This is a genomic window from Frankia sp. CeRuru1, from assembly GCF_977966315.1.
The window spans coordinates 1-5,342 of the sequence record NZ_CDWWEW010000355.1; the positions used below are offsets into that span (position 1 = coordinate 1).

5 protein-coding genes are annotated in these 5,342 nt (G+C 69.1%); all 5 read left to right on the forward strand.

Features of this window, described 5'->3' with window-relative positions; translation table 11 throughout:
• The coding region (locus AC08OP_RS20120; protein WP_476615602.1) for an FHA domain-containing protein FhaB/FipA at positions 1-261 on the forward strand (261 nt) is incomplete at its 5' end.
• Positions 258-1,679: a PP2C family protein-serine/threonine phosphatase gene (locus AC08OP_RS20125; RefSeq protein WP_476615603.1), complete on the forward strand. Its 1,422-nt coding sequence runs from the start codon at positions 258-260 to the stop codon at positions 1,677-1,679. The genes AC08OP_RS20120 and AC08OP_RS20125, both read left to right, overlap by 4 nt.
• A gap of 13 nt (positions 1,680-1,692) precedes the next feature.
• Positions 1,693-3,189, forward strand: a complete 1,497-nt coding sequence (locus AC08OP_RS20130; RefSeq protein WP_476615604.1) for an FtsW/RodA/SpoVE family cell cycle protein — start codon at positions 1,693-1,695, stop codon at positions 3,187-3,189.
• Positions 3,186-4,628, forward strand: a complete 1,443-nt coding sequence (locus AC08OP_RS20135; protein ID WP_476615605.1) for a peptidoglycan D,D-transpeptidase FtsI family protein — start codon at positions 3,186-3,188, stop codon at positions 4,626-4,628. The genes AC08OP_RS20130 and AC08OP_RS20135 overlap by 4 nt, the downstream gene beginning before the upstream one ends.
• A partial coding sequence (locus AC08OP_RS20140) for a serine/threonine-protein kinase (RefSeq protein WP_476615606.1) occupies positions 4,625-5,342 on the forward strand: 718 nt, incomplete at its 3' end. The genes AC08OP_RS20135 and AC08OP_RS20140, both read left to right, overlap by 4 nt.

The window sequence follows — 5,342 nt, forward strand, 5'->3', positions numbered from 1 at the left end:
CCCTTGACCGGCACAACGATCCCGCTAGGAACGGCACCTGTCACCATCGGACGGGCACAGGACTCGACCCTGGTTCTCGAGGATGACTTCGCATCCGGGCGGCATGCGAGACTCGTGCCCCACGACGGGCAGTGGTTCGTGGAGGACCTGGGCTCGACCAATGGCACATTCCTCAACCGTACGAAGGTGACCAGTCCCATGCCGGTACCTCTCGGCGCGCCGGTCAGGATCGGGAAGACGGTCCTGGAGCTCCACCGGTGAGCCTCAGGCTTCACTTCGCCGTCCGCTCGGATGTCGGGCACGTGCGGGAAGGAAACGAAGATTCGGCCTATGCCGGGCTCCGCCTGCTGGCGGTGGCCGACGGCATGGGTGGTCATGCTGCGGGGGAGGTCGCCAGCTCGACGGTGATCTCCCGCCTGGCGGATCTCGACGACGCGATCGACAGTGACGATCTCGTGACGGAGCTGAACGAGGCCGTCCGGGACGCCAATCGGCAGCTGCGCGAGATGTCGCTGGAGAACAGCGCGCTGGACGGCATGGGCACCACGGTGACCGCCGTGCTCTCCTCCGGTGACATGCTCGGGGTCCTGCACGTCGGCGATTCCCGGGCCTACCTGCTGCGCGACGGCGTCCTCAGCCAGGTCACCCACGATCACACCCTGGTGCAGGATCTCGTGGACCAGGGTCGGATCACCCCCGAGCAGGCGAACACCCACCCGCAGCGCTCGCTGCTGATGCGGGCGCTCGACGGTCGGGAGGTCGAACCCGACCTCTCCGTGCGCCAGGCGATCGCGGGAGACCGCTACTTGCTGTGCACCGACGGTCTGTCGGGGGTGGTAAGCGAGGAGACGATCCTCGAGACGCTGCTGCTGCCCACCCCACAGGAGGCGGTCGACCAGCTGGTCGACCTGGCCCTCAAGGGCGGTGGCCCGGACAACATCACCGTCGTGGTCGCCGACATCGAGGAGGACCACGGCGAGGCGGAGCCCTATCCTCTCGTGGCCGGCGCGGCGGCCGAGAAGCGGGCGGTCCCCGGGGCGTCGCCGGCCCGCAGCGGGCCGAATCCCCAGTATCCCGACCACGAGTCCGCGGCGGCGAAGGCGGCCCGTATCGGTCGGCCGGGCTTCCACCGGCGGGACCGCCAGGCGCAGGCCAGCGATCGCGGCGACGACGACGGCGATGGCGACGACTCCGACCCGGAAGGATCCGGAGGACGGCGCTCCGGCCGGCGGGTCCTGTTCGTCTCCACCGTGGTGTTCTTGCTCATCGTGGCCGGTGCTGCGGCCGGGTGGACCTACGTGCGCGGGCAGTATTATGTCGGCGTCGACGATGAACACGTCGCCCTCTTCCAGGGCGTGAAGGGCATTCCGCTGTCCTCGGTAGTGCTCTCCCGTCGTCAGCCACTGTCGGAGGTTGCGGAGCCCGATCAGGCGGAGCTCCGACGAGGCATCCGCGCCGGCAGCCGTGACGATGCGGAGAAGATCATCTCGCGCCTGCGTACCTCGGCCATACCCGCCGTATTCCCGTCACCGAGCCCGAGTCCGACCGACCGTTCCAAGGTGCCGTCGGGCATCTCGGACTCCTCCCTCCTGTCCACTCCCCTGTGCCAGCCGGCGACCGGTGCCGGCGTCACGGTCCCAGGATGCCCGACCACACCCGTCCCCATCCCCTCACCGTGATCTCAGGCCAGCGATGACTCGCCCGCCGATCCCCCTACCTCCGCTACGCAGGCCGAGGTCGGCGGACCTCACCGCGACCTTCGCCGGCTTCCCGCTGCCCACCGGCACCAACCTCCCGCCGTACCGGCGCCGGGAGCTCATCCTGATGATCTTCGCTGGTGCGCTCGCAACCAGCGCGCTCGCCGCGTTGACCTTCGCCGACATCGGCCAGATCTCGCTCGGGATCTTCTCCATCGGTCTCGGCTTCTTCTGCCTGTGGGCACTGGCCCACCTGGCGGTACGCAGGTTCGCGCCGGCCGCCGACCCGGTGCTGCTCCCGGTCGTCGTCGCGCTCAACGGCCTGGGCCTGGTCATGATCTATCGGCTCGACCTCGCCAAGGCGGATGCCGCCGAGCGGGCGGGAACCCACATCCCGCCCGGTGCCGCGCAGACGCAGCTCGTCTGGACCCTGCTGGCGGTCATCGTCTTCATCCTGGTGCTGGCGCTGGTACGCGATCACCTCTCGCTCGCCCGGTACGCCTACACGGCCGGCCTGGTCGGTCTGGTCGGTCTGGTGCTGCCGATCGCGCCGGGCATCGGCGCGACCATCAACGGCGCGCGCCTCTGGCTGCGGATCGGGCCGTTCTCTTTCCAGCCGAGCGAAGTCTCGAAGATCATTCTTTTGATCTTCTTCGCCGGCTATCTGGTCAACAAACGCGAGGTCCTCTCGGTGGCCTCCCGGTCCTTTCTCGGGATGGGGATCCCGCGCGCCCGCGACCTCGGACCGGTGCTGGTGGCGTGGCTAGCGAGCCTGGGCATCCTGATCGTGCAGAAGGACCTCGGCTCGTCCCTGCTGTTCTTCGGAATGTTCATGGTCGTCCTCTACGTCGCCACCGAGCGGGCATCGTGGGTCGTGGTCGGCTTCGTGCTGTTCCTGTTCGGTGCCGTGATCGCGCACAGTATGTTCAGCCATGTCCAGGTCCGGGTGGACGGCTGGGTGCACGCCTTCGACGGTGACAACCCGTCGAGCACGTCGTACCAGCTCGTGCAGGGTCTCTACGGCTTCGCCGCCGGTGGCATCACCGGTACGGGGCTCGGGGAGGGGCACCCGCAGAAGGTGCCGTTCGCGAACACCGACTTCATCATGGCGAGCCTCGGTGAGGAGCTCGGTCTCACCGGCGTCATGGCCATCCTGATGATGTACGCCCTGGTCGTGCTGCGCGGGATGCGCGCGGCCCTCGGCGCGAAGGACCCGTTCGGCAAACTGCTGGCGGCCGGGCTGTCCTTCACCCTGGCGCTGCAGGTGTTCGTGCAGGTGGGCGGGGTCATGCGGCTCATCCCGCTGACCGGGCTCACGCTGCCGTTCGTCTCCTACGGCGGGTCGTCCATCGTGGCCAACGCCGCGATCATCGCGTTGCTGCTGCGGGTCAGCGACGCCGCCCGCCGCGCACCCGAACCGGTGCCGGATGCCCCCCTGTTCGACCCGGGCGCGGTTGCCGAGAGTCCCACCCAGGTGGTGAAGACGACATGAACCGCACGGTGCGCAAGGTCGCCGTCGCCTGCATGATCCTCTTCGCCGCGCTCCTGGTGAATGCGAACTGGCTCCAGGTGGGCGAGGCGGGCAGCCTCAAGTCCCAGCCGACGAACGGGCGTCAGATCACCGAGCGCCTGGAACGACAGCGGGGCGCGATCGTCGCCGGTGACGTGGAGATCGCACGTTCGGTGCCGTCGAACGACCAGTACAAGTATCAGCGGCAGTATCCGGCCGGGCAGCTCTACTCCAACGTCACCGGCTACTACACGCTGTTCACGGCGGCCGGCCTGGAGCGGTCCGAGGACGTCTTCCTGTCCGGAGACGACGACCGGCTGCTCGCGAGCCGGGTGACCGGCCTGTTCACCGGCGCGGAGCGGCGCGGCGGTTCCGTGGTCACTACGATCAACCCCGCCGTCCAGAAGGCTGCGGCGGAGGCGCTCGACAACCGCAAGGGCGCGGTGGTCGCCATCGAGCCGTCGACCGGCGCGATCCTGGCGATGGTCACCAACCCGTCCTACGACGCGAACGCGCTGGCGGCCCATGACGAGAAGGCCGCGGCCAACGCCTATGGGCTGCTGTCGGGCAATCCGGATCAACCATTGCTGAACCGGGCGACCCAGCAGACCTATCCGCCCGGTTCAACCTTCAAGCTCATCACCGCCGCCGCCGCACTGTCACAAGGCAGGACGCCGGACACCCGCGTCGCGGCACCCGACGAGCTACCGCTCCCGCTGAGCACCGTGCGGCTACCGAACTTCGGCGGCGAACGCTGCGGCGACGGCGAGACCGACACCCTCATTCACGCGCTCACCATCTCCTGTAACACCGCGTTCGCACAGCTCGGCATCGATCTCGGTGCCGACACCCTGCGCCGGCAGGCCGAGGCCTTCGGCCTGAACGCGACCTTCCCCGACTTCCCCTTGCAACAGGCCCGTAGCGTCTTCCCCGCCAAGCTCGACGCCGCGCAGACCGCGCAGTCAGCGATCGGCCAGTACGACGTCCGGGTCACGCCCCTACAGATGGCGGAGGTGGTCGCGGCGATCGCCAACGACGGCACGGAGATGAAGCCCTATCTCGTGTCCGAACTGCGCAGCCCGGACCTCAAGAGGATCAGTAAAACCGAGCCGGAGAAACTCGGTGAACCGGTGAGCAGCGAGGTGGCCGCCCAGCTCACGACCATGATGGAAAGCGTGGTGACGTCGGGGAGCGGTCGGCGGGCGCAGATCGGCGGCGTTACCGTCGCCGGGAAGACGGGGACCGCCGAGCACGGTACCAGTCTGCCGCACGCCTGGTTCGTGGGGTTCGCCCCGACGGACACCCCGAAGATCGCGGTTGCCGTCATCGTCGAGGACGGCGGCGGCGAGCTGGGTACCGGTGGTGCCGTCGCCGCCCCCGTCGCGAAAAAGGTCATACAGGCCGCATTGGACAAGCCATGAACAACTCCCCGGGCAATCCCATCTCCCCGTCGCAGCCCTTCGCCGGCGCCGCGGCGCCGAACACCGTCCTCGACAACCGGTACCGCCTGAACGGGCGGATCGCCGCCGGCGGCATGGGTGAGGTCTGGCGTGGCCTGGACCAGACCCTCGGCCGCCCCGTCGCGGTGAAACTGCTGCGCCCGGAGTACGCCAGCGACGAGTCGTTCCTGGTGCGGTTCCGCGGCGAGGCCCGCCATGCCGCCCGGCTGTCACACCCGGGCGTCGCCTCGGTCTATGACTACGGCGAGGTTGCGACCTCCGACGACTACCCGACCGCCTACCTGGTTATGGAGCTGGTGGAGGGGGAGCCCCTCTCCGCCGCGCTGCACCGGGAGAAGCGGTTGTCCCCGGAGCGCACGCTGGACATCCTCGGGCAGGCAGCCGACGCGTTGCAGGCCGCGCACGCCCTCGGCGTGGTCCATCGCGATGTCAAGCCCGGCAACCTGCTGCTGCGCCCGGACGGCGCGGTGAAGGTCACCGACTTCGGGATCGCCCGCGCGGTCGACGCCGCGCCGCTCACCGCCACCGGCATCATGATGGGGACGGCCTACTACGTGTCCCCCGAGCAGGCGTCCGGGCGTCCGGTGACACCGGCGAGCGATGTCTACTCGCTCGGCGTCGTCGCGTACGAGTGCCTCGCCGGTCGCCGCCCCTTCGACGACCGCAACCCCATCG